This window comes from Halorubrum sp. Atlit-26R, assembly GCF_003666015.1.
Classification (GTDB): Archaea; Halobacteriota; Halobacteria; order Halobacteriales; family Haloferacaceae; genus Halorubrum.
On record NZ_QPLT01000021.1, the window covers coordinates 1 to 23796 of the forward strand.

Consider the following 23796-nt stretch of genomic DNA (forward strand, 5'->3'; position numbering starts at 1 on the left):
CGAGGCGGACAGAGACGCGAATGCGTCGTGGAACATTCTTTCTCGCGGTCTCGAACAAGTAGGGATGGGCTGTCCCGAATCACCGCCTGTGGAGACTGCGCTCCCTACGGACACCGATTCGGTGTCTACAAAGCGCGTCATGGAAGCAGGAAGCCCCACCCTCAAGGAGCGAACCGCGTCAGCGGTGAGCGAGTAGGGTGGGGAGGAAGTCACGGTGGGGTTCTCTCCTCGAAGAAAGACAGCCCTGTGTACGCCAGTCAGAATACGACAAAGGCTCTCAGATCCAGAGTGAGAAGACACGTGGAATGCTTCAGTTCACGCCTCGTAGCTCCGCTGTTGTTCACTTGATCTCCGCCAGATCTTAACCCGGTTCGTCCCCACACGAACGTATGGAATCGCACGCGGGGTTTCACTCACTCCACGAGGAGACCACGGCCTCACTCTCCGTAACCGGTGACCTGCCAGCATGGCTCCGAGGGAGCCTCATCCGAAACGGACCAGGGGCGTTTTCATTCTCGGACGGTAGCGCCGTCGATCACTGGTTCGACGGGTTGGCGATGCTGTACCGATTCACGTTCGACCCGAGCGGACAAGCGGGACGAACGGACGGCGACGCGATCCACTACCGGAACCGGTTCCTCCGAACTGATGCGTATGAAGCCGCACGGACTGGCGAGTTTGACGGCGGGTTCGCGACCGGGGAGACCACGCTTCGGTCGCGGCTGGCCGGGTTCCTGACTGCGCCGTACGACAACACGAATATTATCGCGGAACGGATCAGCGACCAGTACGTTGCGCTCACGGAATCGCCTCGGGGAGTCTCGTTCGATCCGAACACGCTCGCCACGACAGGGCGTGTCGGCCGCGACGGCGATGCTCCCAGTGGACAGCTCTCGTGTGCGCATTTCAAGCGCGATCCCGCGACAGGCGCGTTGCTCACGGTCGACACGGAGTTCGGGCGAACCAGTCGCTACCACGTCACCGCCTGGACCCCGGACGGGGACCGACGCCACGTCGCCACCGTCGCAACAGAGAAGCCGGCGTATATGCACAGCTTCGCGCTGACGCCACGCTACGTCGTCCTAACCGAATTCCCGCTCCGACTTGACCCGCGTCGGTTCCTCAAGCCCGGACGACAACCGGCGTTCATCGAGCAGTTCGAGTGGGAACCCGGCCGGGGCACTCGGATCGTCGTCATCGACCGGACCACCGGCGCAGTCGTCGCCGACCCGGTGACGGAGCCCGTGTTCGGCTTCCACCACGTGAACGCCTTCGAACGGGACGGCGGGACGGAGGTCGTCTTCGACTTGGAGACGGTTCCGGATGCGACGACGATCGACTCCCTCTATCTGGAGAACGTCCGAGCTGGCGAAATGGGCGCGATCGTCGGCCAGATCGATCGCTTCACCGTCGATCTCGGATCACCGACCGGCGCAGGACGGTACCGGACGGGAGACGTGACCGTCGAACGCCGGACGGTGTCCGACGAAGGGACGGCGCTCCCGACGTCGTCACCGGCGCGGTGGTGTCAGCCCCATCGGTTCGTGTACGCGATGGGAATGGACACGCCGGTCACGGAGTGGGCCCGGCGGATCGTGAAACTCGACGTCGAGACGGAGACGACGCGGACGTTCGACGGTGGCGGCGACTACTTCGGCGAGCCAATATTCATCCCAGCGCCCACCGACGATACAGAAGACGATGGCGTCGTCGTCACCGTCGTCCTCGACGTCGAGGCGGGGCGTTCGCGGCTGCTCGTGCTCGACGGGCAGTCATTCACGGAGCGTGCCCGAGTCACGCTGCCGCATGCGGTTCCGTTCGACTTCCACGGTCGGTACTTCCCGGAACTCAAAGCGGCTCCACAACCGAGACACGGCACGTAGCGAATGCGCCAGCCGTGAGCGCGCGGACCACAACGAAAGCAGACGCCGATCACGACGGTAGCCGTGGCCTCGCGGGAAACATATTAGTAGCTGCTTGTATAAGCTATACCTAATATGAGCGAAAGTACAGTCACTGACGAATCCGCGGAAGGGGCTGATGCGTGCTGTGTTCCGCTCGCCGATATCGATTCGGAGGCCTTGGCGGCGGACCTCCAACTACTGACCGCGATGGGGAACGACACGCGATACGAACTGCTTCGCTACGTCGCGAACGCCGACGACGGCGTCTGTGTCTGCGACCTCCAAGATGCGGTCGGCGTCAGCCAGAGCGCCGTGAGCCAAGCGCTCTCGCGGTTGTACACCGCCGGACTGGTCACGCGCCGAAAAGAGGGCTCCTGGCGGTACTACGAGCCGACCGAGACGGCCGCCGCCCTGCTCGGAACGCTCGACGACCTGCGAGGAGCCAATGAGTAACGATACCGAGACGGCGGCCGGTGACCGCGACCCCGAGGAGGCGCGGAAGATGGTGCGCGAACGCTACGGGGCAATCGCGACGGACGATCAGGGCTGTTGTGATGACGTGGGTATTGACGTCGCTGACAGCGGTGGCTGTTGTGACGGAAACGAGGCCGCGAGCGGGAGCGAACGCCTCGGGTACGAGACGGACGATATCGCATCTGTCGCCGACGGCGCAGACCTCGGGCTCGGATGTGGCAACCCGAAGGCGGTCGCCGAGATGGCGCCCGGTGAGACGGTGCTCGACCTCGGCTCAGGGGCGGGCTTCGACTGCTTCCTCGCCGCACGGGAGGTCGGTCCGGACGGCCGCGTCATCGGCGTCGACATGACGCCGGAGATGGTCTCGAAAGCGAGGGAGAACGTCACGAAGAACGACGCCGACAACGTCGAGTTTCGCCTCGGCGAGATCAGCCACCTCCCCGTCGCAGACGCGACCGTCGACGTCGTCATCTCGAACTGCGTCGTCAATCTTGCCCCAGAGAAACAGCTCGTGTTCGACGACGCCTATCGAGTTCTCAGGCCCGGTGGACGCGTCGCCATCTCAGATGTCGTCCAAACCGCGCCGTTCCCGGACGACGTCAAGACGGATCCGGACTCGCTGACTAGCTGTGTCGCCGGTGCGTCGACTGTCGAGGACCTCGAATCGATGCTCGATAGCGCCGGTTTCGAAGCAATCGAGATTGCCCCCAAAGACGAGAGTGCCGAGTTCATCAGCGAGTGGGACGCCGACCGCGACCTGAGTGACTATCTCGTCTCTGCCACCATCGAAGCGCGGAAACCAGCGTTTAACGCCTGACAACGGACATGACTCGAGGGATATGCGCGGGCGTTCTAGACTGCTACTCCCAGTAGGAGTCAACAGATTCGCCGGCGAGTCGCGCGCGGACGAACAGGTACGTGAAATGGACTGGGACGTAGCCGAGACAGAGCAACCAGCCCTGTGGCTTCGAGACGAGGCCCCACGTGCGCTCGACGCCTCTCGTAGTGTCCGTCGAGAGCGTTTCCAAGCCGATAGCCGACTCGAGAACAGGTCCGACCACCACGACAAACACCGATATATAGAGAATAGCCACGCCGAGAATTTCGAGCGAGCGTTTGGAGTCCATCGTCTGGCAGGCAGAATCCAGTAGAAGCAGACCGCAGTTAAGATCACTCTGAGAGGCGTTACCAGATCGATGATCTCTGTATCTTAGATTATTGTCTTAGATATACGTCTTATAGAGACACCATAGACAATTATCTTAGATTCCGCTGAAGCGGATCGATTAGCGTTCGAGAGAACTGCGAATTGCTCGGAGTTCGTCGCGTACGTGCTGCCATTGCGTTAGGTCCCCGGGAATATCGGATGCCCTTCGATCGCCGCCACCGAGACCGTCGTCGTTCATTGCTGCCTGATCGACGAGCGCCCGGATGGCACGAGGGTCCTCGATCGCTCTGAGTGACAGGTCCTCTCCGCCGGCGATTTCGAACGTCACCGATCCGTATCCGAAGATCGACCCCGTGATGTCCTGCTCGAAAGAGCTGTTCTGAACGGTTTCGAGGTTCGCCTGCGTGACGGACCGCGTCAACACGCCGCGTTTCACGTACAGAGCCGCATCCGTGACCACGTACTGGACGCCTCGTAACGCGAAATACTGCCACACCGGGATCGCCGCACCGAGCGGCACGGCGAGCAAGAACACCGGAGACTCCCCACCAACGCCGACGACGACCCCGAGGCCGGCGAAGAGAATCCCGACCGCGACCGCCGGAAGGACGGTCGTGATTCGCGGGCGGCCGACCCACTCGACGGACTCGGTCGCGTCGAGCGGAATAGCCGGGTCGATTGACTCCGTCATGGGTGGCTACCGTTCGCTCTCCGACTCGTCGTCGGGAGCCGAGTCCGTCGTGTCCCGATCGCTACTCTCGGTGTCGTTCCGGGCGGTGTCGTCGCCACCGGTCGGTTGTTCGGCCACCGTACTACCGACGGTCGACGTCGTCGCTGCGGCGTTTCCCGTGGACTCTTGTTGCGCGTCGAGCGTCGTCCGGATCTCTCGAAGTTCGACGAGGATGTCATCGAGCACGTCGCGCTTCGTTTCGCCCGACTCCGTCGTCCGCTCGCCGCGGCTGCCCTTGACGCGTTTATTGATCAGCTCTTGTATTTCTCGCGGATCGGGAACCGATGAGAACTGCATCTCGACGCCGGAGCCGCCGGCCGTCGAGACGTCGACGTTTCCGTACCCGAATCGAGCGCCGAAGAAATCCTGACTGTACGACGTGTTCTGTACCTTCCCGAAGTCGATGCGCTGGACGTCGCGTGACAGCACCCCCGTCTTCTTGTACAGCGCATCGGTCGTCACCACGTACTGGGTGTTCTCGCGTTGGAGATACGCCCCGCCGATGATGAACAGTCCGACGAGAACGATAGATAAGGGTATTCCAACGACGAGCGCCGGGATCAGGCTACTCTCGTGTGGGTTCCCCGACCATACAATCACTTCGTCCGCGTCAAGCGTCAACCAGTCCACCGTTTCTGGATCGAGCGTCGATGCCTCGGGCATGCGAACCACTTCAACGGAGGTCTGTATTAATCTCTCGACACGTTCGGTCCGTGTCCAGATTGTAGTCGGACTGGCACGGGAACCCCACGGCCGTCGCCGCGGGAAGACATCAAGAGTCGCTGGCAGGGCTCTCGTCCTCGGAGAGCGATCCGCCGATGACGAGCGCGGCGCCGATGATGACGAGGTTTTTGACGATGTACTGTCCCTCAACGGTCAGCCCGTACGGGAACGTCGTGAACACGACGTCCGGAAGTAAGACGATCGGGAGGAACGTCCCGGGAAGCTGGATGAACAGCAACAAGATCGCCAGGCGGATCAGCGGCCGGGAAAGGAAGAACAGTCCGATCAGAACCTCCCACACGCCGAGGACGGGAACGAACACCTCCGGCGGGAAGAAGTACACCGTCCTCGCGACGAGCTCGCCGGCCGGTGAAATTCCGATGACCTTCAGCGCCCCGAACCAAATGAACACGACGCCGATGGCGGTTCGAACGATCGGTACGCTCCACCGCCGCATCCACGCGGAGATCCGTGTATCGACACGTTCGAACGTGTCTCGGTACTCGGTTCGGTCCACCACGGACTCGATGATCCCCATACGAGAACTTGGTCGGAGCGGCAATAGCGCTTCTGCTGCTGTAGCAGCTGATCCGGTCTATTTCCCGGGATCGTCGGAACGATCGTGAGACGCGCGAGAACCCTGCGGCGCCGGCCGTGAGGGGAGTCGGACGACCGGGGCGAAGTAATTAACCCCTCGTGTCGAGAGCCAATCACTAATGGAGGACCTGCTGGGTCTCGGCGTGGTCGTCTGTCTGGTGGGTATCGCGGTGATCTTTGCTGTCGCAGTCCGAGACGAAAACGCTCCCGCGGCGCTCAACGCGGTAGCGTCGTTGCTGCTCGTCCTCGTCCCGATAGCGGTCGACCTCTTTGCCTCCCGGTTGTACGGGGTCCGCGTGGGACTGTCCCCCGAAGTCCCGCTGTGGGTCGGCCTCGCCGGGTTGCTTCACTCCTACGGCATGCTCGGACCGTACGACGACATCGCCTGGTGGGACCACCTCACCCACACGCTGTCTGCGGCGCTCGTGGCCGCATTGCTGTACGCCGGCTTGCTGGTCGCCGTCGATTCGACGTCGGTCTCGGTCGGAATCAGTCTCGTCTGGGCCACGGTCGTACTGTTGACGCTCTTGGCCGGCGTGTTCTGGGAGCTGATCGAACTTCTCGCGCGGGACTTCGCGAGGAGGTTCGACGTCCCGTCCGTTCTCGACCACTACGGCCGACGGGACACCGTCTTGGACTTGCTCTTCGACGTCGTCGGCGCGCTACTCGTCCTCGTGGTCGACCTGCGGCTGTTCGTCCCGATGGCAGAGGTCTCGCCCGAAACGACCGTCGCGGCACTCGTCGTGTTCCTCGGGGGGTTCGTCGTCGGCTCGCTCGTCCTGTCGTTGGTTATCGTCGTCGGGCAGGCCGAACCGCGCGCGTGAACCCCTCGGAGCGGGCCGGACGCTCGGAGGCGCGCCGGATGCTCGGGGGCGCACCGGATGCTCGGGGGCGCACCAGATGCTCGGGGGAGCCCGCACGAACCGGTCGCCTCGAACGCGCTACGCGACGGAGCGGCGACGGTCGCGGCGGCGCGGCGTTCCTCACGCGGGGTCGGAGTTGACTGCCTGCGTGCGACGCGTTTCCAAGAGCCGCCGCGGCCGGACCGCGGCGTCGAGCGGGGCCATGACCAGCAGCCCGGGCGCAGCGTGACAGGGGAGTCCGTCTCCGGCCGCGAGCCCGGTTCCCGTTGTCGGCACCTGGACGCGATACCCGTTTCCAGAGTGCTGTATCTTGGTGTCGATTCCGCGATGGATCGACTCGGAGTCCGCGGCCGCCCGTGTGACGAGCTCGACGCGGTCGACCATCGGGACGCGGTCGGTGTCGCGGTCGATGACGAGAATACAGCCGTCGAAGCCGTACGCGACGACCGCGGAGCGGTGCGTCGTCGCACCGTCGGCGTCCTCCTCGACGAGTCCGGCGCTGCGAGCGGGGCCGGTCACCTGAAGCGCGAGTCCGTCGCCCGCGGTCGTCAGTTGGTTCGGCATGTCGTTGGCTACGTTAGTTACTATAATATAGTAACTTAAAAGCGTGCCGGCTGCCTCGGGACTGCTACCTTGTTTTCGAGCGTGGTCAGTCGAACTGTTCGGAAATTTGGCGTGCGAACGTTGGCGGCTGTCACGCCGATTTACACGCTTCGACGACGAGCTCTGGTTCGTCGACGAGCTCGTTGACGGTGTGGGCGCCCTTCCCCTTGCCTCGTCCCTTGCGGTCTTGCTCGATCAGGGAGAGAAAGGCCAGTTCGGAGAGCAGATCGCGGACGCGACGGATCTTGAGCGGGTCGGTCCCCTCCCGTTCGCACACCATCTCGTAGGCGGAATACACCTGTTTCGAGGGGATCATCGCGTCGGGGTCGGTCGACTGCTGTAGCTGAATCGCCAGCCCCTGAAGCAGGTACTTCGAGTGTTCGGGCTGTTTGCCGATGAGCTCGGCGAGCCGAGCCTCTTCCTCGCGCTCGTGGGCCTCGTCGACGTACTCGACGCGGACGCGGTCGTCGCCGTGTTCGTCGGCGATCTCCCCGGTGTATCTGAGGATGTCGATCGCCTTCCTGGCGTCGCCGTGTTCCTTCGCCGCGAGCGCCGCGACCTTCGGGATCACGTCTTCGTCGAGCACTCCGTCTCGGAACGCGTCCGCCCGCGAAGAGAGGATCGCACGGAGCTGGTTCGCGTCGTACGGCGGGAAGACGAAGTCGCGCTCGGAGAGGCTCGACTTGACGCGCTCGTTGAGCGTCTCTTTGTACCGAATCTTGTTGCTGATCCCGATGATGCCGAGGGTGCTGTCGTCGACCTTTCCGGCCTCCGCCGCTCGCGACAGCTGCATCAGGACGTTGTCGTCTTCGAGCTTGTCGATCTCGTCGAGGATGATGATCCCGACGTCCAACTGGGCGTCGAGAATCTTCCAGAGTCGGCGGTAGTAGTCGGACGTCGAGACGCCGGACGCCGGGACGCTCACGCCCGTCTCGTCGCGGTCGTTGAACGACTCGGCGATCGTCCGGACGGCCTGCGTCTCGGTCGAGTCCTGGAAACAATCGATGTACGCGACGTCGACGTTGACGCCGTTCTCGGCCGCTGCCTCGGTCAGGTCCTGTGTGATATACTTCGAACAGAGACTTTTGCCCGTCCCCGTCTTCCCGTAGATCAACACGTTGTTCGGGGTTCCACCCCGCTGGGCGTCTTTGATCGCGTTCGCGAGCTTCCCGAGTTCCTCTTCGCGACCGATGATCCGGTCTCCCTCGGGGAGATGACTCACGCGGAGGAGTTCCTTATCGGCGAAGATGGGGTCCGGATCCCCGAAGAATGACTCCGTGTCGCTCATGTGAACACCCTCACAGGCAACCCATATCAATCTTCGGCACCGGATTGCCGCTGTAAGCACGCCCTGTCTGACGTAACCCGATGAAGTTCGGGTGTATACCGTCTTTCGACATCGAACGTGACGGCCGGTCGTTCGGTCGCACCCCTCGTTGCCGCTGTAAGGCCGAGAGAGGGCGGGGTCACACACCCCTCGTTGCCGCTGTAAGCGCGAACGGTGTCCAGCCTCGACGTGAAAACATGGTTGTCGTTGTGAACTGTCCAAACGAGGCCGTCATCTGCCGGTAAACCAAAGGTATACAATCAAATACAATAGGGCCGCAAGGGTCGTTTCCTGTCTTCGACGCCAAAACCACTAGGCGTCGAAGTACGCCAAAATTGTGGTACGGTAGTAAACGGCACGAGGGGTTATAAACCTACTCATCTTTGGTTATTCAGAAGAAATGACAATTCGGCTGGACTGCGTGGTTTGTGGTTTTCCAGGACATCTCTCCGATGTTTACAGCGGCAACGTGGGGTGTGCCTCACCCAACGTCGCGAGCGTCACGGGCTGGGGTGCCCCCGACCACCGCGTTTACAGCGGCAATCCGGGGTCCGCCAGCGTCTCAATTTGAGTTCCACGTGTACCGCAAAACGCGGCTAGTGTCCTGTCGCGATCGTCAGAGGGCGACCTGAAGGAGCATACCGGAGGTCTGGTAAGACGTGTACTTCGCCGATCGGCATACGCCCGAGTCAGGCACAGAGAACCGAGAGCCGGTAGCCGGCTCGCCCATCTACCGTTGCGTCCACGGCGAACAGGATCGGTTCGGTCCTCGCGTTCAGCCTCGCCGAAAGGGCATCTCGGATCGCATCGGCCGTTTCGAGGGTCACCGTCTCGTCGGCGGAGAGGAGGCTGAAGACGTGTTCGGTCCCGACGTCGGAGCCGGGAGCGATCGGGGACGCGAGGGCGTCGCTCACTAGCCGCTCCGCGAAATCTCTCGGCGGCGCGGTCGAATCGTCCCGACACCGTTGTCCACGGAAGCCGTCGAGACGGCCGACCGCACGAAGCTCGTCGTAGATCTGCGGCGGCGGTGAGATTTCGATCCGCGCGGTAAGAACAGTCAACACGTCCGTGATCAGTTCCTGGACGTCGTCCGGACCACAGGGGATCGTGGTGTCGACCGGCCCGACGTGTCTCGTCGGTTCGTTCGCGGCGGGGACCGAGACGGCGACACTGGTCGTCTCGTCGGAGAGAGCGTCCCCGATCGATACCGCGAGCTCGTGATCGGTCGCGTGCCCGACTAAGATAACGTGGTCCGCGGTCGTGACGCTTCGCGGAAGTGCACCGATACCCTCGACACAGTGAGCGGTCGCCTCCGGGTACTTCGGATCAGGGTAGCGGTCGTCCCACCCCTGTTCGGCCAACTTGACACCCCGGTCACCGTAGCCCACTAGACAGACCCGCGGCTCAGCGAACTCGTTGGTATCCGCGCGGTTGCCGTCTTCGAGCGCCTCCCGTCTGGCGATCGCGTCCTCGACGATGTCGATCATCTTTGCGACGGTCGTGCCATCACTCCGGAGATAGTTAATTGAAGGTCAACTACCGAGGCCGGAGCCGCTACCCCTCTAACTCGGCGCTACACTCCGGACACCGCAACGTGAACCCGTCGTCGCCGGGGATCGCCCGCATGTTGTCGTGGCCGCACTCCGGACACTCCTGCGGGATCCGAACGTCTTCGCTGTCGCGCGGCGCGCCCAGCGCGAAGGCGACGATCGCCTCGTCGCCGTCGTTTTTGCCCGACTGGAACTCACCGGGTGCGAAGCGGATCGCCTCGCCCGCGCCGACGGTCACGTCACCGTCCATCGTTTCGAACGTCGCGTCGCCTTCGACGATGACGAATATCTCCTCCTGATCCATGTGGGCGTGGAGCCCTTGACTGAACCGCTCGCCGGGAGCAAGCCGGTAGCGGTTAATGGCGACGTCGCTGGCGCCGAGGGGCTCGGTCAACCCTCGTCGGTCGACGTCGCCGCCGAATGCGCTGGGCTCGACCTCGTCAATGGAGATGTGCTCCATACGATCCTGTTCGGCACCCGGTTTGTTATAAGTATATAATCGAGAACACCACCGTCGAGAGGGCAGCGTCCGCGCCGCGCGGCGTCCGGGGCTGGCGCCCACGTCAGAGGATGAACCGACTGACGTCAGAGGGTGAACCGACCGACGCCGGAAACCGAGCCGACCAATACCGGCGTGCCGTTTTTGTCCGCTCTCGACTACACTCACTCGATGAAACTTCGAGACGCACACCGGCCGACTGACCGGCGGCCGTGAACCGGCTCCCCACGGAGACGTTGTCGCCGCTCGCGGCTCGGGTCGACGACGTGCTCGCGCTGTACGGGTACGAGATCGGGTCTGCGATCGACGCAATCGACGCGGCCGTCCCCGGGTACGGAGGGCTGTTCGACCCGAACACGACGGACGAGGAGATCCGGGCCGCCGTCGAGGACGTACTCGCCGCCGGCCCGCCAACCACTCAGGACCTCTCTCCGGACCCCGAGGGCGTCGACGTCGTGCTCTACGTCGACGGGAGTTCCCGGGGAAATCCGGGACCTGCGGGAGCGGGGGCCGTACTCCAGGTCGACGACGCCGTGATCGCTCGCTTAGGTCGGCCGGTCGGGTCGAACGCCGAGAACAACGCCGCGGAGTACGCCGCGCTCCACCTCGGGCTCGAAGCGGTGGCCGCGCGGTGCGCCCCGACGGCCGTGGAGGTGCGCATCGACTCGACGACCGTGATCGACGACGTCTGGGGGACCAACGAGGGTATCGCGTCCGCGGCGCCGTACAGGTCCGAGATCGCGGAGCGCATCGCGGCGCTCCCGGCCTGCGAGTGGACGCACCTGGCCGACAGCGATCCCAATCCGGCGGATGCGCGCGCCGCGGTCGGCGCCGACATCGCGGCGCTCGGTCCCTGAGTCACGTCTTCGCGGCTGTGTTGAAATCCGAAATCTGTGGCACGCTCTCGGAGACCGACCGAGATAGAGCCCGATCGGTCGGCGCCATCAGTACCGTTTCACGACCGAACTATACACGTCACAGCGGAGGGTACGCGAACCCCCGCAGTATTTGAACACCGCGGGAGACGACACGCTCGATGCCCTTCGTGATCGATGAGACCGTGTTCGGCGAGCCCTCCAGAAGGCTCGGGCTGGTCTTCCTCTGTGGCGCACTTCTACTGATCGGGCAACAAGGCTACTACGTCATCCTGAAAGGGGCGACGCCGTTCTACGCCGGACTGTTCGTGGCTGCCGGCATGGGCCTCTCGAGAATCGCCGAGTCCCTGCCGAAATCTCGACGACGGGCCGCCGGTGTCCTCCGACTCACGGCGATCGCTGTACTGGTGGCTCTCCTCGCCATTGGCTTTGTCACGCCCGAGCTCCTCTTAACGTGATCGAGTCGGTCGGTTCGAGTTCACATACCGCGTAATGGTCCCTCGAAAAGCTGTTCGCGACGGTGGAGCGTCGGCCGTCCCTACAGCCGGTCGAGCGCGTCGTCGAGGTCGAACTGCTCGGTCGTCTCCTCGAAGTCGTCGCCGCGCTCGGCCGCCCGGTCCGACTCCTCGGAACCCGCCGAACGGGGCGTGCGCACGTGGACCAGGCCGTCGTCGACCGCGTCCGCCGTCACGCGGGCGCTGAACCGTTCGCGCTCCGCTGCCGGTCCCTCGAACGAGTCGACGCGTTCAACGCCATCGACGCTACACGCCACCGCGAGACAGACGGCCTCGCGGAGTCGGTTCGCGCTCCCCCAACCGGCGGGCGGAACCCGCGGAGATCGCGTTCGCGGACGCGCCACGTCTCTATCACGAGCTCCGCGTCACGGGCGGGCATTTCGCGTTCAGCTCGGTGAACCCCGGGCAAGTGGGTTTCGCTCCGAGCGTCGGGTCAGTCGTCTTCGGCCGGCACCGCCGCACGGGCGTCCTCGGCGAGGATCACGGTGAGCGAGTCGTCCGCGACGCGCCCGACCGCGATCGCCGACACCGCCGCCCCGCCCTCGAACGGGGTGTCCGGGAGCGACAGCGTCACTTCATCGGTCCCCGTCGGGACGGCCTCGATGTCGTAGGCGCCCGCGTCGACCGGAGCGTACTCGCTCGCAGTGCGGAAGGAGACGTTCTCGAACAGCATCGGCCCGTCGTCGGCGACTCGGATGTCGACCGCCGGGGCGTCGGGCGAGCAGTGGACGAACCGGACGTGAGCCTGATCCGCGGCGATCACTCCCGGGTCGTCGGTGAGGACCGTCGCCTGGAGGTCGTCGTCGACCATCCCGGTCGCCAGCACGCTGTAGTTGGTGTTCTCTTCGAGCTCCAGCGTCGTCTCCAAGACGGCGTCGTCCTCGCCGTGCGGGGTGATCGCCACTTCGTGACGCCCCGCGGAGAGCTCCGCGTAGTCGCTGATCGTTTCGAACGCGACGTCCTCGAAGGCGATGTCGCCGTCGACGCTCACGTCCACGTTCGGCGCATCGGGGCTACAGTGACCGATTCGTACCAGTGTGTCGTCTGCCATGATCCGCGTAGTCATTGGGCGGAAGCGCTATTCAGTATCCGTCTCATATCGGGTTTAGGAGCCTGTTTCACGCGCTTCGGCAGATACGATCGATAACCGACGACTCGGCACAACGCGTTGAGCGTCGCTTCAGCGACGCCGCCCGGCCCCGGAACGGTACGTCGGTGATACCGACGTCGCCGCGACGCCACGGGCGCTGCCGAACGGTGACCATACCGATCGATCCCCGGCGACCGTCGAAGCGCGTGCCACGGTCTCCATAACGCGCGTCGCTATGGCGAACGTACGTCGGGGTCCCGCGAGTCCAACGGTCGCGTAACAAAGTCGGTCACCGACGGACACCCCTCATGACCCGAAACGAACAGCGGTCATCGGAAGCTGCCGACGGGCGACTCGGACGACGACGGTTCCTCGGGCTCTCGGCGCTGACGGCCGGTGGTCTCGCACTCGGCGGAATCGGTGGCGCCGAAACCGCCGCCGCCGCCCCGGCGAGCGACCGCGTGTTCGACACGCCGCGCTGGTCGTCGTTCCGTTCGGTCCTCCCGCTCGACGACGGCCTCCTCTTGGCCGGCATCCGGACCAGTCAATCGAACGAGCAGATCGGCTGGGGCGTCCGACTGGACGACGAATACGACGTGGTGTGGAACCGCACGTACCTCTCGATCCCGCACCTCAGATCGACCGATGCCGGAGAAGATCACAGCGGGATCGAGTTCGTGCTCCCAGGCACGGACGATGGCTTCTTGCTGGCCGGCTGGTGGCACGACGAGGGACCAGACACCCGCTTCGGCTGGGTCACTCGGGTGGGAAGCGAAGGCTTCCCGCGGTGGACCCGGACGTACAACCGGGACGGCGTGGCCTCCTTCCGGGACGACTTCGCCGACGGCGTGGTCACCGACGACGGCTACCTCCTCGTCGGGCGAACGATCGCCACCCAGTACACCGACGAGAGGAATGGGGACGGCTGGATCGCTAGGATCGACGATCGTCAGGGCCGCATCCGGTGGGAGCAGGCCTACGACCCGGCCGGGTCCGCTGACGGCTGGAGAGACGACGACCGCCACTCGGAGTTCAACGCGGTGACGGCGATCGACGACGGCTACCTCGTCGTCGGCGAGACTTCCCCCGACGGGCGGACACAGGACACGAACACCGCCGCGTGGGCGCTCCGGATCGACGAAGATGGCGACCCGCTCACGGGCCGCGGGTGGAGCGACGACGGTCGAACCTACCGGCTCAGCCCGAATCGGGACAACGAGTTCCGCGACGTAGTCGCCGTCGACGACGGGTACCTCGTCGCCGGCGTCGCGGGCCGAGACGACCTCGTCAGTGAACTCCACGATTACGAGATGCGCGGCCGAGCGTGGGCGGCGAAGCTCGACGAGCGCGGCCGGGTCGCGTGGCAGGACGCCCCGGGCGGAGAGGGATTCTACGCGGTCCAGCCGGCCGGCGACGGCGCGGTGTTCGTCGGCCGTCGCGACGGCCGCGCGTGGGCGGTGGCCTACGACGGGGACGGCGACCGGCTGGGCAGCTATCGGCCGTCGATATCCGGCAGCGGCTACGCGGACGTGGCCGCTGGCCGCCGCAACTCCCGGCGCGAATTCTACCCGATCGGCTACGGGCGCCGACGCGGGAGCACGAGCGGTCTCGGGACTCGCCTCACCGCCGCCGACCTCGACGCGGACGGCGGCGGGGACGGCGGAGACGATGACGACGACGAACGACTCCTCGAAATCGTCGCGACGGAGTCGGGCGACGTGCGCTACGAGTTCACCGTCGACGGCGAGGTCGAACGCGCCCGCGTCACCGACCGCATCAAGGCCGAGGCCGACGATCGGATTCGCGAGAACCGCGACGGCACCGTCACCGTTCGGGGTTCGACCGGCAACAGGGGATTCGGCGACGCGTTCCGCTTCACCGGGGACGTGACCGAGTTCGAGAGCCGCGGCGACGCCGACTTCTTCATCCGTCTCGACGGCGAGCGCGTCGACGTCGACGAACTCGTGGACGACGACGACGATGACGACGACGATGACGACGATGACGACGATGATGACGAGGAGATCAGTCTCCTCGAGATCGTGGCGACCGAACGGGGCGACGTGCGCTACGAGTTCACCGTCGACGGGGACGCGGTGCGAGCGTGGGCGAGCGAGCGCGTCAAGGCCGAAGACGAGGACGACGACCGGATTCGGGAGAACCGCGACGGAACCGTCACCGTCCGCGGCGCCACCGGGAACGAGGGCTTCGGCGACGCCTTCGGGTTCACCGGCAGGGTCACCGAGTTCGAGAGCCGCGGCGACGCCGACTTCGTCCTCCGCGTCGACGGCGACCGCGTCGACGTCGACGAACTCGTGGACGGTGATGACGACGACGATGACGACGAGAGCGGGGCGGAAATCGACCTGCTCGAGATCGTCGCGACCGAACAGGGCGACGTGCGCTACGAGTTTACTACCGACGGGGACGCGGTGCGTGCGTGGGCGAGCGAGCGAATCAAGGCCGAAGACGAGGACGACGATCGAATCCGCGAGAACCGCGACGGCACCGTCACCGTCCGCGGTGCGACCGGCAACAGGGGTTACGGCGACGCCTTCGGAGTCACCGGCGACGTGACCGAGTTCGAGAGCCGCGGCGACGCCGACTTCTTCATCCGGGTCGACGGCGACCGCGTCGACGTCGACGAGCTTGTCGACGACTGACCGGCGGTCGGCGCCTCATCTCGTCCGAGGGCCGCACCGCTCACGGCGTCTCGTCTGCCGGCGTCGGAAGTCGCCGTCGCTGCCGGAACACATCGATAGTGGCGTGTCCCTCCCGGAGGTCGGGACGACCGTCACGCCTCGCCCTGCCGACCGGCGTCGAGCACGGAGCCGGCGGACCCGAGGACCGCCGGCAGCTCGTCGAGGCTCTCGATCTCGGCGTCGGGGGCCGCTCGCGGCTCCGGCGCGTCGAGGTCCGCGTACCGACCGCGCCGAAGCCGAACGGTCCCCATTCCGAGCCGGTTCGGAACGGCGAAGTCCACCCGCGGGTCGTCGCCGACGTAGACGGTCTGCTCCGGGTCGACCGACAACGACCCGAGCGCCTCCTCGAACGGCTCGGGGTGATGTTTCGACGTGTCGTGCTCGGGCGCGACCACGACGGCGCCGAAGTACCCGTCCGCTAACCCGAGCCGCCGCAGCTTGCCGCCGCCGTTGCGGCCGTCGGTGACGAGGCCGAGCCGATACTCGTCACGGAGGGCTCGAAGCACGGGCACGGTCGCCTCGTACGGCTCGATCGGCGCCTCAGCGTCGTGGTACGCCGCGACGAGCTCGGAGACGACCGACGGCGGCACGTCGTCGTACCGCTCGACGAGCCGGTCGAACGTCCCCGTCGTCACGCCGTCGTCGAAGTACAGCTCCAGCAGCTCGTCGGTGAGCCGCCTCCCGGTCCGCGCGGTCAGGCGATCCCCGGCCGCCCGGAGCCCGGTCCGCGCGTACTCGGCGTAGGGGTACAGCGTGTCGTCGAGGTCGAAACAGACCGAGTCGGGACGCATTAGTCGCTGGCAGAGCCGACATCTTCGCGATCCCCGGCCGACTCGACGCCGACCCGCCCGTCGCCGGCCTCGACGTGGAACCGGTCCCCGTCGGGCGACCGGAACACCTCCTGCCAGTACCGGACCATGTGGGTTCCCCACTCGACGTCCACCGGCGGCAGCGGCTCGCCGAGAGCCTGTTTCACACCCAGATACGGCATGTTCGCGCCGGCACCGATACACATGACAATCGTGCCCGACACCCTCGGATTGATCTCGAGGACCTTCGGCACGCCGTCGCGGTCGTACTTGAACTGGACGTTGATGTTGTACTCGACGCCGAGTTCGCGACAGATCTCGGCGGCCGCCTCGATGAGCCGCTCGTCGCGCTCGACGGTCCCCTCGAAGCTGATCCCGGCCCGGGTCCGGGACCGCGACCGAGGGACGACCGGCCCCACCGCGTCCCCCCGAGCCAGTACGTCGACGCTGTACTCCTCGCCGGGGAGGTACTCCATCACGACCAGCTCCGGGAACGTCTCCGCGGAGTCCAACACGGGTCGGACATCGTCGAGCGTCGTGACCGCGCTGTCGGGCTTCTCCGTGAGGAGTCGCGACAGCCGGTCCTCCCGTTCGTCGAGCACGCGGAACCCGCGCATCCCGCTCGCCACCGGGCGTTTGAAACAGACCGGTCGCTCCGGGTAGCCGAGCTCCGCGCAGGCGTCGAGGAACCCGTCGAGCGTCTCGACCCGCCGGAACGCCGGCGCGCAGTCGAGCCCCGCGCGGTCGAGGAAGCCGTACAGTCGCCCCTTGTCGTTCGCGACGCCGAGCGGCTCCGGGTCGGAGACCATGACCGTCGCGTCGAACGCGTCCCGGTTCCGGGACAGCGGCCCGAGCTCGGCCGTCGTGAGCGGGAGTACCACGTCCGCCGACTCGCGGGCCGCGACCGCCGTCATCCGCTCGATGTAATCGTCGTCGGTCCCGGCCGGCACGACCGCGGACTCGTCGACGAGTGCGAACCCGTAGGCGTCGGGGTTCATGTCGACGCCGACGACCCGCACCGACCGTTCGTCGTTGGCCCGGAGCCCCCGCAGGATGCCCGCGCAGCCGGGAGCTCCGGCCCCGGTCATGAGCACGGTGACTTCGTCGCCCCGCCCCGCGTCGGTCATCGGTCACCCCCCGACACCGTCGCGTCGACGCGGCGCTCGCGGTCCGACCCGTCGGTCTCCCGCGGCGGCCCGCCGGTCGCCACCGCAGATGCGCCGTCCGTGTCGGCGTCACCTGCGGCCGCCACCTCGCCGTCAGCGTCGGGCGGCGACTCGTCGGCGCGGACCTCGAGGTGGCGGTTGTCGTCCCGGTCGAGCAGCGTCGCGTAGAGGAACACGAACAGCCCCGCGACGAACCCCTGAAGCCAGTTCGCCGCCCCGTCCCGTCCGCGCCCGGTGAGCGACGCCAGCAGCCCGAGCCCGCCCGCGCCGGCGAGCGCCGTCCCGAGCAGATACAGCGGCGCGATCGGGTGGTAGTCCGCCAGGAGGTACTTGCGGTGGAGCCGCCTGCCGAAGCCGCGCAGGAGCATCACAGACACCCGTGGGACGTACTCGCGGTAGTCGATGTGGCTCTTCCAGCCGTCCTCGTAGGCGAACTCCGAGGACCGAGGGACGTCGGCTATCCGCATCCCGGCGGTGTTGAGGCGGATCAGGAGGTCGTTACAGTACCCGTAGTACTCGTACATCCCGCCGATGTCGGTCTCCCGTAGCGCGTCGAGCGAGATGGCGCTGTACCCGTTCTGCGAGTCCATCGTCCGCCAGTAGCCGCTGGCGATCTTCGTGAGGTACGAGAGGACCACGTTCCCGACGAACCGGAACCGCGGCATCGCGTCCCAGTGGGCGGGTCGGGTGAACCGGTTGCCCTTGGTGTAGTCCGCGACTCCGTCGGCCAGCGGGTCCAGGTACCGCGTCAGCTCCGCGGCGTCCATCTGGTCGTCGCCCCCGAGGACGGCCGTCGCCTCGATCCCCTCGTCGCGGGCCCGCTGGTAGCCGGTCTTGATCGCGCCGCCGACCCCTCGGTTCGCCTCGTGTCGGATCGCCACGACGAGGTCGTCGAAGTGTCCGTCGTGGCGCTCGTTCCGCTCCTCGGCGTGACGGGTGATCTCCGCCCAGGTCCCGTCGGTCGAGCCGTCGTCGACGACGTACGCGCGGTCGACGTACGCCGGGAGCGAGTCGATCACCTCGCCGACGTACCCCTCCTCGTTGTACGCCGGCACGACGACCGCGACGGTCATTTCCCTATACATGGGCCCCTCCGGTAGCGTCCGCCGCGGACATCAGCTGTACACCCCGTCGACGAACTCGCGGTGCGCGAGCTCCCACGCTCGCGAGCCGGCGTCGACGGCGGCCCGCTCGATCCGCCGCTCGAACGACGCGTCCTCGTCGCCCCACAGGCCCGGATGGGTGAGCACTTGGAGCGCGTCCGGGAGCTCGGCTATCCGCGGGGGATCCTCGCGCCAGCGCTGCCCCGAGTCGGCGACGTAGCCGATCTCCGAGAACAGCGCCGGTTCGTACGAGCTGCGGAACCCGTCGAAGCCGCGGTCGAGCACCCAGTCCGGCGGGATGTGGAACGACACCGCGGGCGCCGCGTCGGCGTCGATCACCGCGTCGAACGCCGACCGCTCGGCGGCGACGCGGTCGCGGAGGGCGGCGTCCGTCGGCGGATCATCTTTCGCCCAGTACTGATGGGTGCTGAAGTGGATCCCGACGTCGTGGCCGAGCGAGGCGATCTCGCGGATGTTCGTCCGCTGTTCGCCTTCGAACGGGTTGTACAGCGGCGACGATAGCAGGAACAGGTACGTGGCGCTGACCCCCGCGTCGGCCTCCAGCCGAGCCATTTCGAGCGCGCGCCGCGGCGAGAGGTCGACGTCGTGTCGCAGGAACACGCCGCCGTCGTCGGGGTCGTCGTCGAAGGACCGGAATCGGTACCCGGCCGAACGGAGCCGTTCGAGGAACTCCCGGTACCAGTCGTACGTGAACGCGGGGTCCGCGAGGTCCCGGTGTGCGTTGCTCATTCCACTCGACCAGGTTCCGAAGTGGGGTTAGTAATTCAGGGCATTCTCCGCGTCCGCCGACGGTATGCGACTGCTATCAGCGGCGTCGGGAGCGGACGGCGCGACCCCTCGCCCGTGAGACCGACCGCGAGGCGATCCGTCTGGCCGCCGATCCGCCCCGAGCCGCCGACGGTCGCCGCCGCGTAGCGTCCGACTAACACTGGTACCCGGGGTAATACAAAGCGACTGTCCCCGTTTTCCCGGAGCAACTCCGGCGTCGCCGGGGCCGACACATGAGCTACACGGATTATCTAAACGGCGACAAAGTCATCCTCACCGTCGCGACGACGGGCGGGGTCCACGGCAAAGACGCGAACCCGAACCTCCCGGAGCAGCCGGCGGAGATCGCGGAACAGGTCGCCGCCTGCGAGGAGCTCGGCGCCGCGATCTGTCACGTCCACGGGAGAGACGAACACGGGGAGAACGACGCCGCCCGGCTCCAAGCGGTCAACGACGCGATACGCGACCGGTGTGACGACATCATCATCCAGAACACCACGGGGGGACAGTCCGAGTTCGAGGCCCGCGTCGAGGGGATCCGGACGGACCCGGTCCCGGAGATGGCGTCGCTCGACATGGGGCCGTTCAACCGCGGGAAACACATCATCACCGAGCACAACCGCCACAACATCGAGCGGCTCGCCCGCGAGATGAAAGAGAAGGGGATCAAACCAGAGCTGGAGGTGTTCAACAACGGGCACCTCAACGAGGTGTACCGACTGATCGAGACCGGCCTGCTGGAGGAGCCGTACTACATCAACCTCATCTTCGGCAGCGGGACGTTCTCTATCCCCTCTCCGGAGAACGTGATGAACCTCGTATCGAACCTCCCCGAGAACAGCGAGTTCAATCTCTTGGCGACCGGCCGACACCAACTGCCGCTGACGACGATGGCCCCGATACTCGGCGGACACGTCCGGGTCGGCATGGAGGACAACCTCTACTTCAGACAGGGCGAACCGGCCCAGAGCAACGCCCAGCTCGTCGAGCGCACGGCGGCGATCCTCGACCGGCTCGACCGCGACGTCGCGACCCCCGACGAGGCGCGCGACATCCTCGGCATCGAGTGAGGATGCCGGACGCCCCACCCGACCCGGGCGTCGAGGGGGCGACGGCCGACGACCGAACGGAGCGCCGCGCCGCCGAGGGCGACGGGTACGTCATGTCGCGGCGCGCGACCGGCGCCGCCGAGTGCCGGCCCGACGACGGGGTCGGCGCAGGGGTCGACGCGCTCGTTCGCGGCGCCGGGCGGAAGCTGTTCGACGCGGTGCCGCGGCTCGATCGGCCGCTCCGGATCTGTCGCGACTGGTACGCCGTGGCGCACGTCCGGTCCGTCGCGCTCCGTCACCGTCTGCGACACGCCGCGCCGATCGACCCGTTCCGCGTCCTCCGTGTCGACCCCGACCGGATACGCCGCCTGTCGTCCCCGGCGGCGCGCCCCCGGTTCCGACGGGCCGGCACCGTCCTCGACGGCGACTGGGACAGGCGCGACGTGCGCTTCGTCGAGACCGACCTCTATCGCTCGTTCGCCGCGCACTTCCGCGAGGGCGTCCCGTGGGAGCGGACGGCGTTCTTCGAGCGCGTCGTCGGAGAGATACGGGAGGGACACCGGCCCTGGGGCTGCGACAGCGAGGCGGCGTTCGAACGACGATGTCGGGAGCTGGACGAGCTGTACGCGTCGCTCCGCGACGAGGGGGTCCGGACGCAGCGAGAGCTCGCCGCCTCCGACCGCGAGGAGCCGGCGTCCCGCGACCGGGCGACGCTCGCCGCGCGGATCATCAACGACGAGATCGCCGTCGACGTCGGGCGCGACGGCGAGCTCCTCTACGCCGACGGACGGAACCGGCTAGCGATGGCGAAGCTCCTCGGCGTCGACGAGATCCCGGTCATTGTCCTCCGGCGGCACACGCAGTGGATCGACACGCGCGACGCCGCCGCGAGACACGTCGAACGAACGGGTGAGCTCCCGCCCGCGCTCGACGGGCATCCCGACGTGGCCCGTCTCGCGGACGACGGCTGAGCGGCGACCCGGGCGCACGGCGACCGGCGGCGCTCGTCCGTCGGGCAGCGGCACTCGTCCGTCGGGCAGCCGCGCTCGCCTGTCGGGTCACCCGCGCGAGTCGGCCGACAGCTCCGCGCTCCCGCGCCGCGCGTCGACCAGGTCCGCGAGCCCCGCTTCGAGGTCCACCTGCGCGCGGAACCCCAGCCGGTCCGCAGCCTGCCCCGTCTCCGCGCGGCTGTGGCGGATGTCGCCGGGGCGCGGCGAGTCGTGTCGGACCTCGGCGTCGACGTCGGCGGCCGCGGCGACGATCGACGCCAGCTCGTTGACCGTCACGCTCCGACCGGTGCCGACGTTGTACGCGGTGCCCGTGTCGTCGGTCGTCGCGGCCGCGAGGTTCGCCCGAACCACGTCCGAGACGTGGACGAAGTCGCGCGTCTGCTCGCCGTCGCCGTGGACGACGAGCGGCTCGCCGTCGAGCGCGCGGCTCAGGAACGCGTCGATGACGCCGCTGTACGGCCCGCGCTGCCCCCGACCGTAGACGTTGAAGTACCGGAGCGCGACGGTCGGCACGTCGTAGGACGCCTCGTAGGCGCGGACGTACGCGTCGGCGGCGGCCTTCGACGCCCCGTACGGCGACCGGGGGGTCTGCGGCTCGTCGACGGTGACCGGGAGCGTCTCCGGCGGGCCGTACACGGCGGCGCTCGACGCGAACACCACGCGCGCGCCCACCTCCCTGGCGGCCTCGAGGACGTTGACCGTCCCGTCGACGTTCGTTAGGTTCGTCTCGACCGGGTCCGAAACCGACTCCTCGACGCTGACGACGGCCGCGAGGTGGAAGATCACGTCGACGCCCTCCGCGGCCCGTACCACCGACTGGTAGTCGGTGACGTCCCCTTGAATCAGCGTCGCCGCCTCCGGCACCGCGTCTCGATCGCCGGTCGAGAGGTCGTCCAGGACCCGCACGTCCCCGTCGATCGCGAGCCGGCCCGCGAGGTGGCTGCCGATGAATCCGGCGCCGCCGGTGACGAGCGCGGCCTCCGGGAGGTCTCCGCCCTGACCGTCGGAAGCAAAGTCGAGGCCCCCGGCGCCGGACGCGGACGCCTCGTCCGGTCGGGTCTCGGCGAGGCGGGTGCGGAACTCGTTCATGTCGGCTTCCGAGCCCCGACGAACGCATTGTAATGTCCGCGTTACCCCGAACGAGCCGGTCTGCGGCCCGGTGGTCCGTCGCGTCCCGCCCGCGCTCGACGCCACTGTCGCCCGTCACCGGACCCCGAGCTCGTAGGCGCGCTCGGCGAGCGCCATCGGGAGCCCGCCCGTGTCGACGCTGTAGTACGGGACGAGCTCCCCGCCGAACTTGCTTTTGTACTCGCAGAGCCGCGGCGTGTTCGCGCCGTAGAGGTCGTACCGACGCACCGTCTCCGTCGGCGGGTCGGCGTGGACGTCTTCGAGGATCCGCCAGTGGAGCAGACTGTTGACCGCGACCCCGTCGTGGACTGTGAGGCCGCCGCCCTGCCAGAAGTACGCCTCGGACGGCGAGTACAGTACCGTGATTCCGGTGAGGAACTCTCCGTCGTCGGACCGGACCACGTACACCCGGGCCCGCTCGTCGAGCGCGCGGACGAGGTCGCGCACGTACGGCCACTCCGTCGGCATGGAAACGCCCTGCGCCTCGTACCGCTCGCGCGTCGCCTCGTAGACGCGACGGGCCGCCTCGACGCCCTCCCGCTCCACGGTCACGTCGAGCTCGGCCCCGTCGCCCACCTCCCGCCGGAGGCTCTTGCTCGCGGCCGCGAGCAGGTCGTCGGGCGTCGCGTCGGACAGGTCGAGCCGGTAGGTGAAGTCGACGCCGACGTCCATGTCCGTCCACCCGTACGGGCGGGGGTCGTCGAACTCGGGGCGACAGGTCATCCGGAACAGCGTCAGCGGCCGGTCGAGCGCCATCTCGTCGACGACCTCCTCGGCGAACTCCCGGTTCAGTTGCTCTCGCTTCCGCGCCTTCGGACTCGCCGGCATCAGAACCGGCCCGAGCCGCGGGACGTTCTTCCCGGGCGGCGGCGAGGTGACGACGGTCCCGGCCGGGAGCGACCGGACGAAGAGGGGCAAAAGCGCTACCGGCCTGTCGCCGTTGAACCCCCCGAGGAGGACCAGGTCGCCTCCGGTGTGGTCGTCGAGGACCGAGAGCGCCTCGGCGGTGTGGAACACGCCGATGCCCTCGGCCGGGAGCGCCTCGTCCCACTCCGAGAGAGACAGGTGTTCGAGTCTCATTCGGCGGACCGAGTCGCGAGAACCGCTTTGTAAACCCGAGCG

Annotated in this window: 25 protein-coding genes and 1 pseudogene; 10 read left to right on the plus strand and 16 right to left on the minus strand. The window is 66.9% G+C overall.

The annotated features are described in order from the left end of the window. The 4 genes and pseudogenes from DVK07_RS17120 to DVK07_RS17135 form a co-directional block, all read left to right on the plus strand. A pseudogene (locus DVK07_RS17120) lies at nucleotides 1–196 on the plus strand (RNA-guided endonuclease TnpB family protein); the annotation flags it as partial. Nucleotides 197–389: 193 nt separating this feature from the next. Next, on the plus strand, nucleotides 390–1883 hold the full coding sequence (locus DVK07_RS17125) for a carotenoid oxygenase family protein (protein ID WP_121598157.1): 1494 nt from the start codon (nucleotides 390–392) through the stop codon (nucleotides 1881–1883). A gap of 114 nt (nucleotides 1884–1997) precedes the next feature. Then, nucleotides 1998–2357 carry a helix-turn-helix transcriptional regulator gene (locus DVK07_RS17130; protein ID WP_121598158.1) on the plus strand — a complete coding sequence of 120 codons (360 nt, stop codon included), beginning with the start codon at nucleotides 1998–2000 and terminating at the stop codon, nucleotides 2355–2357. Next, entirely contained in the window at nucleotides 2350–3195 is an 846-nt protein-coding gene (locus DVK07_RS17135; protein ID WP_121598159.1) for an arsenite methyltransferase, read from the plus strand. Before DVK07_RS17130 ends, DVK07_RS17135 begins: the two co-directional genes overlap by 8 nt. Nucleotides 3196–3238: 43 nt before the next feature. Here the strand turns inward: DVK07_RS17135 and DVK07_RS17140 are convergent, their stop codons facing one another. The 4 genes from DVK07_RS17140 to DVK07_RS17155 form a co-directional block, all read right to left on the minus strand. Further along, nucleotides 3239–3505, minus strand: coding sequence for a hypothetical protein (locus tag DVK07_RS17140; protein ID WP_121598160.1), 267 nt, complete (start codon nucleotides 3503–3505; stop codon nucleotides 3239–3241). A gap of 159 nt (nucleotides 3506–3664) precedes the next feature. Continuing rightward, the gene (locus tag DVK07_RS17145) at nucleotides 3665–4081 is read right to left on the minus strand and encodes a PH domain-containing protein (RefSeq protein WP_233565500.1); all 417 of its coding nucleotides are present in this window, start codon (nucleotides 4079–4081) and stop codon (nucleotides 3665–3667) included. Between the two features lie 162 nt (nucleotides 4082–4243). Then, on the minus strand, nucleotides 4244–4939 hold the full coding sequence (locus DVK07_RS17150; RefSeq protein WP_121598162.1) for a PH domain-containing protein: 696 nt from the start codon (nucleotides 4937–4939) through the stop codon (nucleotides 4244–4246). 109 nt (nucleotides 4940–5048) lie between these two features. Further along, nucleotides 5049–5537, minus strand: coding sequence for a hypothetical protein (locus tag DVK07_RS17155; protein ID WP_121598163.1), 489 nt, complete (start codon nucleotides 5535–5537; stop codon nucleotides 5049–5051). Between the two features lie 178 nt (nucleotides 5538–5715). On the opposite strand from DVK07_RS17155, the gene DVK07_RS17160 reads away from it, so the two are divergent. Then, nucleotides 5716–6420 (plus strand): hypothetical protein, encoded by a 705-nt coding sequence (locus DVK07_RS17160; RefSeq protein WP_121598164.1) that lies wholly within the window; start codon nucleotides 5716–5718, stop codon nucleotides 6418–6420. A 159-nt stretch (nucleotides 6421–6579) separates the two neighbouring features. Here DVK07_RS17160 and DVK07_RS17165 read toward each other — a convergent pair whose 3' ends face one another. The 4 genes from DVK07_RS17165 to DVK07_RS17180 all read right to left on the minus strand — a co-directional run bounded on the left by DVK07_RS17165 (nucleotide 6580) and on the right by DVK07_RS17180 (nucleotide 10399). Continuing rightward, nucleotides 6580–7023: a hypothetical protein gene (locus DVK07_RS17165; protein WP_199719577.1), complete on the minus strand. Its 444-nt coding sequence runs from the start codon at nucleotides 7021–7023 to the stop codon at nucleotides 6580–6582. Nucleotides 7024–7153: 130 nt separating this feature from the next. Next, on the minus strand, nucleotides 7154–8350 hold the full coding sequence (locus tag DVK07_RS17170; RefSeq protein WP_121598165.1) for a Cdc6/Cdc18 family protein: 1197 nt from the start codon (nucleotides 8348–8350) through the stop codon (nucleotides 7154–7156). A gap of 728 nt (nucleotides 8351–9078) precedes the next feature. Continuing rightward, nucleotides 9079–9876, minus strand: a complete 798-nt coding sequence (locus tag DVK07_RS17175) for a hypothetical protein (RefSeq protein ID WP_121598166.1) — start codon at nucleotides 9874–9876, stop codon at nucleotides 9079–9081. Nucleotides 9877–9943: 67 nt separating this feature from the next. Beyond that, complete coding sequence (locus DVK07_RS17180; RefSeq protein ID WP_121598167.1) at nucleotides 9944–10399, minus strand: cupin domain-containing protein; 456 nt, start codon at nucleotides 10397–10399, stop codon at nucleotides 9944–9946. 251 nt (nucleotides 10400–10650) lie between these two features. Between DVK07_RS17180 and DVK07_RS17185 the strand changes: the two genes are divergently transcribed. After that, on the plus strand, nucleotides 10651–11295 hold the full coding sequence (locus DVK07_RS17185) for an RNase H family protein (RefSeq protein ID WP_121598168.1): 645 nt from the start codon (nucleotides 10651–10653) through the stop codon (nucleotides 11293–11295). Between the two features lie 179 nt (nucleotides 11296–11474). After that, nucleotides 11475–11771 (plus strand): hypothetical protein, encoded by a 297-nt coding sequence (locus DVK07_RS17190; RefSeq protein ID WP_121598169.1) that lies wholly within the window; start codon nucleotides 11475–11477, stop codon nucleotides 11769–11771. 80 nt (nucleotides 11772–11851) lie between these two features. Here the strand turns inward: DVK07_RS17190 and DVK07_RS17195 are convergent, their stop codons facing one another. Both DVK07_RS17195 and DVK07_RS17200 read right to left on the minus strand, forming a co-directional pair. Next, a complete protein-coding gene (locus DVK07_RS17195) occupies nucleotides 11852–12172 on the minus strand; it encodes a hypothetical protein (RefSeq protein ID WP_233565501.1) in 321 nt (106 codons plus the stop codon). An 89-nt stretch (nucleotides 12173–12261) separates the two neighbouring features. Further along, entirely contained in the window at nucleotides 12262–12879 is a 618-nt protein-coding gene (locus DVK07_RS17200; protein ID WP_158603173.1) for a DUF4397 domain-containing protein, read from the minus strand. A gap of 347 nt (nucleotides 12880–13226) precedes the next feature. Between DVK07_RS17200 and DVK07_RS22755 the strand changes: the two genes are divergently transcribed. Beyond that, nucleotides 13227–15581: a hypothetical protein gene (locus DVK07_RS22755; RefSeq protein WP_158603174.1), complete on the plus strand. Its 2355-nt coding sequence runs from the start codon at nucleotides 13227–13229 to the stop codon at nucleotides 15579–15581. 131 nt (nucleotides 15582–15712) lie between these two features. Here DVK07_RS22755 and DVK07_RS17210 read toward each other — a convergent pair whose 3' ends face one another. The 4 genes from DVK07_RS17210 to DVK07_RS17225 are packed head-to-tail and all read right to left on the minus strand — an operon-like array spanning nucleotide 15713 to nucleotide 19448. Further along, nucleotides 15713–16411, minus strand: a complete 699-nt coding sequence (locus tag DVK07_RS17210; protein WP_121598171.1) for an HAD-IA family hydrolase — start codon at nucleotides 16409–16411, stop codon at nucleotides 15713–15715. Beyond that, entirely contained in the window at nucleotides 16411–17556 is a 1146-nt protein-coding gene (locus DVK07_RS17215; RefSeq protein ID WP_121598172.1) for an ATP-grasp domain-containing protein, read from the minus strand. The genes DVK07_RS17210 and DVK07_RS17215 overlap by 1 nt, the downstream gene beginning before the upstream one ends. Then, the gene (locus DVK07_RS17220) at nucleotides 17553–18680 is read right to left on the minus strand and encodes a glycosyltransferase family 2 protein (RefSeq protein WP_121598173.1); all 1128 of its coding nucleotides are present in this window, start codon (nucleotides 18678–18680) and stop codon (nucleotides 17553–17555) included. Before DVK07_RS17220 ends, DVK07_RS17215 begins: the two co-directional genes overlap by 4 nt. 30 nt (nucleotides 18681–18710) lie before the next feature. Next, the gene (locus DVK07_RS17225) at nucleotides 18711–19448 is read right to left on the minus strand and encodes a hypothetical protein (protein WP_121598174.1); all 738 of its coding nucleotides are present in this window, start codon (nucleotides 19446–19448) and stop codon (nucleotides 18711–18713) included. Between the two features lie 272 nt (nucleotides 19449–19720). Here DVK07_RS17225 and DVK07_RS17230 point away from each other — a divergent pair, with 272 nt between their 5' ends. Then, entirely contained in the window at nucleotides 19721–20557 is an 837-nt protein-coding gene (locus DVK07_RS17230; protein ID WP_121598175.1) for a 3-keto-5-aminohexanoate cleavage protein, read from the plus strand. Nucleotides 20558–20559: 2 nt separating this feature from the next. Next, nucleotides 20560–21507: a hypothetical protein gene (locus DVK07_RS17235; protein WP_121598176.1), complete on the plus strand. Its 948-nt coding sequence runs from the start codon at nucleotides 20560–20562 to the stop codon at nucleotides 21505–21507. Between the two features lie 87 nt (nucleotides 21508–21594). On the opposite strand, the gene DVK07_RS17240 is transcribed toward DVK07_RS17235, so the two are convergent. Then, nucleotides 21595–22635, minus strand: a complete 1041-nt coding sequence (locus DVK07_RS17240) for an NAD-dependent epimerase/dehydratase family protein (protein WP_121598177.1) — start codon at nucleotides 22633–22635, stop codon at nucleotides 21595–21597. Nucleotides 22636–22749: 114 nt separating this feature from the next. Beyond that, nucleotides 22750–23754, minus strand: a complete 1005-nt coding sequence (locus tag DVK07_RS17245; protein ID WP_121598178.1) for a GNAT family N-acetyltransferase — start codon at nucleotides 23752–23754, stop codon at nucleotides 22750–22752. Nucleotides 23755–23796 lie beyond the last annotated feature (42 nt).

Bases quoted from the DNA above. Each gene is read 5' to 3' on its own strand.
- DVK07_RS17175 (WP_121598166.1), bottom strand. From the start codon at position 9,876: ATGATCGACATCGTCGAGGACGCGATCGCCAGACGGGAGGCGCTCGAA.
- DVK07_RS17245 (WP_121598178.1), bottom strand. From the start codon at position 23,754: ATGAGACTCGAACACCTGTCTCTCTCGGAGTGGGACGAGGCGCTCCCG.
- DVK07_RS17125 (WP_121598157.1), top strand. From the start codon at position 390: ATGGAATCGCACGCGGGGTTTCACTCACTCCACGAGGAGACCACGGCC.
- DVK07_RS17150 (WP_121598162.1), bottom strand. From the start codon at position 4,939: ATGCCCGAGGCATCGACGCTCGATCCAGAAACGGTGGACTGGTTGACG.
- DVK07_RS17155 (WP_121598163.1), bottom strand. From the start codon at position 5,537: ATGGGGATCATCGAGTCCGTGGTGGACCGAACCGAGTACCGAGACACG.
- DVK07_RS17160 (WP_121598164.1), top strand. From the start codon at position 5,716: ATGGAGGACCTGCTGGGTCTCGGCGTGGTCGTCTGTCTGGTGGGTATC.
- DVK07_RS17200 (WP_158603173.1), bottom strand. From the start codon at position 12,879: ATGGCAGACGACACACTGGTACGAATCGGTCACTGTAGCCCCGATGCG.
- DVK07_RS17220 (WP_121598173.1), bottom strand. From the start codon at position 18,680: ATGTATAGGGAAATGACCGTCGCGGTCGTCGTGCCGGCGTACAACGAG.
- DVK07_RS17190 (WP_121598169.1), top strand. From the start codon at position 11,475: ATGCCCTTCGTGATCGATGAGACCGTGTTCGGCGAGCCCTCCAGAAGG.
- DVK07_RS17235 (WP_121598176.1), top strand. From the start codon at position 20,560: ATGCCGGACGCCCCACCCGACCCGGGCGTCGAGGGGGCGACGGCCGAC.
- DVK07_RS17215 (WP_121598172.1), bottom strand. From the start codon at position 17,556: ATGACCGACGCGGGGCGGGGCGACGAAGTCACCGTGCTCATGACCGGG.
- DVK07_RS17180 (WP_121598167.1), bottom strand. From the start codon at position 10,399: ATGGAGCACATCTCCATTGACGAGGTCGAGCCCAGCGCATTCGGCGGC.
- DVK07_RS17140 (WP_121598160.1), bottom strand. From the start codon at position 3,505: ATGGACTCCAAACGCTCGCTCGAAATTCTCGGCGTGGCTATTCTCTAT.
- DVK07_RS17210 (WP_121598171.1), bottom strand. From the start codon at position 16,411: ATGCGTCCCGACTCGGTCTGTTTCGACCTCGACGACACGCTGTACCCC.
- DVK07_RS17225 (WP_121598174.1), bottom strand. From the start codon at position 19,448: ATGAGCAACGCACACCGGGACCTCGCGGACCCCGCGTTCACGTACGAC.
- DVK07_RS17130 (WP_121598158.1), top strand. From the start codon at position 1,998: ATGAGCGAAAGTACAGTCACTGACGAATCCGCGGAAGGGGCTGATGCG.
- DVK07_RS22755 (WP_158603174.1), top strand. From the start codon at position 13,227: ATGACCCGAAACGAACAGCGGTCATCGGAAGCTGCCGACGGGCGACTC.
- DVK07_RS17230 (WP_121598175.1), top strand. From the start codon at position 19,721: ATGAGCTACACGGATTATCTAAACGGCGACAAAGTCATCCTCACCGTC.
- DVK07_RS17165 (WP_199719577.1), bottom strand. From the start codon at position 7,023: ATGCCGAACCAACTGACGACCGCGGGCGACGGACTCGCGCTTCAGGTG.
- DVK07_RS17135 (WP_121598159.1), top strand. From the start codon at position 2,350: ATGAGTAACGATACCGAGACGGCGGCCGGTGACCGCGACCCCGAGGAG.
- DVK07_RS17170 (WP_121598165.1), bottom strand. From the start codon at position 8,350: ATGAGCGACACGGAGTCATTCTTCGGGGATCCGGACCCCATCTTCGCC.
- DVK07_RS17240 (WP_121598177.1), bottom strand. From the start codon at position 22,635: ATGAACGAGTTCCGCACCCGCCTCGCCGAGACCCGACCGGACGAGGCG.